We start from the raw sequence: 2,014 nt of genomic DNA, 5'->3' as shown, positions 1-2,014 counted from the left end.
TACGTCCTGGAATGAACGCTTACATAGAAGCTTCATCAATGACCAGCAAAGCTTTGTTATCTGTCACTGGATCTTCTCGCAGGAATCGTGCGATGGTCATCGTGAGGTAGCCGACTGACTCATGCAGACGCATTGCAGCGCGACCCGATAGAGCGATAGCGTGAATGCTGTACCCTAGGCGGTCAGCGGCTTTCAGGAAGGTCGAAAGCACTGTGGTCTTGCCAGTTCCGGCACCTCCAGTGATCGCACTAATCCCCTCGGTTAGACTCGTATAAATGGCAAGCTCTTGCTGGCTGGTCAGCTCATAGGGCAGCTCGCCAATGACGTCATTTACAATACCTTCCTCACCCTCGGTGAGTGGCTTTCTAAGATCAATCAGATGCTTTATGCGCCTAGCTACCGCCAACTCCTGTATAGCAGTGGCAGTGGCATGAAAGCGTCCATCCTCATGGTAAAGAGCAATATCTGTTGCGCTTTTCAGCCACTCAATTCCCTCCTCACGATCAGGGTACGATTTAAGATAATCAGATGCTCGCGTTAATAGCTGACTGGCCTTGACCCACGTACTACCATCACGCATTCGATCATTAAGCGCCTGAATCATCCCAGCTTGAATACGCAATACGCTCTTTAGGGTATCTTTTCTGCTGCCAGGCGTGTCCAAAACGGTGATGCAGGATGCTTTCTACGTCTTTAAAACTCAACCCGAAGTGAAGCAGCTTGTATGGGTCAGACTTGATCGCCTCAACAGTTCCAAGGCCGTGATACTTGAGAATTCTCTTCTGGACTGCGTGGGGAATTCTGGCTTTCGACATCCAAGTGGTGTGCCTGAGGTTCGCGTATTTTTCATAACCGGCATGCAACGCCCGAATGGATTGTGTGGAGAGCAGTTCTGAGAGAGCGTTAAAGTCGTTTCGGGTGCCCGCAGTCAGCATCCGGTGAATGTCCTCACCGAACCTAGCCCAAAGCTGGCGTGCCTTGCGGTTTCCTATCCCCTTAAAAGCTTTATCATCGCTGATAAACTGGATAAAGGTCTCACCAGTATCTGGTAAATAAAACTCCAGGGTATCGGGCTCTCGGTATTGATGCTCTTGCGCTTTAATTTTCCCGTGGTCATACACGTAAGTGCGTTTGTAACCCGCGACTCGCCAGATCTGCCCGGGGGTCGGATCTACAGGCAAATATTCAGAATTAGCTACGATAGATACATTATAATTTGCAGACGCAAAAGTCTGGTCCTCACGCACAGGCACACCGCGGATAACCGTGGCTTTAGAGTTCCGGAAAGGCACCTGGGTGACGCGAACAAGCTCAGAGGCTTGTGTCAGCTCGGACATTTGAGGAACACCATCAAACCATCGTTTACCGCGTCAACCGTCTCTCGGCTCGATGCGATTTGCGCCTTCAGTCGCACATTTTCTCGCTGTAATTTTTCGAGCTGTACTTTGAGGTCCTGATTCTCGGCCTCAAGCTTCCCCAGTCGACCATGATCCAAAGCGTTTCTCTTGGAGAAAGCATCATAGAGTTTTGGCGCTGAAAGAGACGCTTTTCCTGCTTCAGACAGTGGTGGCAGCACGTTACGTTCACGCAGCCTATTCTCCAGATCTTGCAGTTCGGCTTTTACATTTTCATTTTTTTTGATCGCCTGGTCTGACAGGCCTGCAAGCTTTTTGATTTGCTGTCTATTCAGGATGCCCTTTGGGGAGTATACGATCTGGCGAAAATCATCATCAGACATGGACTTAATCCATTCTCGAAATCTTTCAAGATAGATTTGGCCCTGCTCTTGTGGGCTCGCCATTACGCCTCCTGAAACTTGTTCAAAGCTGCATATAACGTTGTGCGGGAAACGCCATATTCTTTTGCCAAATCGCTCTTAGAATCCCCCTTGGAGAGCTTCTGAGCAATTTCTGAAAGATCCTCATCAGATAACGATTTCCGCCGACCAATTTGCTTTCCGCGTTTCCTGGCAGCTTCTAGCCCTTCTTTCCGCCGCTGGCCGATAAGCGACCGT

General features: G+C 49.6%; 4 protein-coding genes. All 4 read right to left on the bottom strand.

All coding sequences use genetic code 11. From position 1 onward, the window contains the following. Positions 1 to 19 precede the first annotated feature (19 nt). Entirely contained in the window at positions 20 to 622 is a 603-nt protein-coding gene (locus INT22_RS10215; protein ID WP_193068168.1) for an AAA family ATPase, read from the bottom strand. After that, positions 588 to 1,337 (bottom strand): hypothetical protein, encoded by a 750-nt coding sequence (locus INT22_RS10210; RefSeq protein ID WP_193068167.1) that lies wholly within the window; start codon positions 1,335 to 1,337, stop codon positions 588 to 590. The genes INT22_RS10215 and INT22_RS10210 overlap by 35 nt, the downstream gene beginning before the upstream one ends. Next, positions 1,325 to 1,801 carry a VPA1267 family protein gene (locus tag INT22_RS10205; protein ID WP_050713315.1) on the bottom strand — a complete coding sequence of 159 codons (477 nt, stop codon included), beginning with the start codon at positions 1,799 to 1,801 and terminating at the stop codon, positions 1,325 to 1,327. Before INT22_RS10205 ends, INT22_RS10210 begins: the two co-directional genes overlap by 13 nt. Then, the coding region (locus tag INT22_RS20705; protein ID WP_226912584.1) for a helix-turn-helix domain-containing protein at positions 1,801 to 2,014 on the bottom strand (214 nt) is incomplete at its 5' end. The genes INT22_RS20705 and INT22_RS10205, both read right to left, overlap by 1 nt.

Origin of the sequence: Halomonas sp. 3D7M, assembly GCF_014897885.1 — a bacterium.
In the GTDB taxonomy this organism is placed as follows: domain Bacteria; phylum Pseudomonadota; class Gammaproteobacteria; order Pseudomonadales; family Halomonadaceae; genus Vreelandella.
This window is presented reverse-complemented; position numbering and strand designations above follow the sequence as displayed.

Bases quoted from the DNA above. Each gene is read 5' to 3' on its own strand.
- INT22_RS10210 (WP_193068167.1), bottom strand. From the start codon at position 1,337: ATGTCCGAGCTGACACAAGCCTCTGAGCTTGTTCGCGTCACCCAGGTG.
- INT22_RS10205 (WP_050713315.1), bottom strand. From the start codon at position 1,801: ATGGCGAGCCCACAAGAGCAGGGCCAAATCTATCTTGAAAGATTTCGA.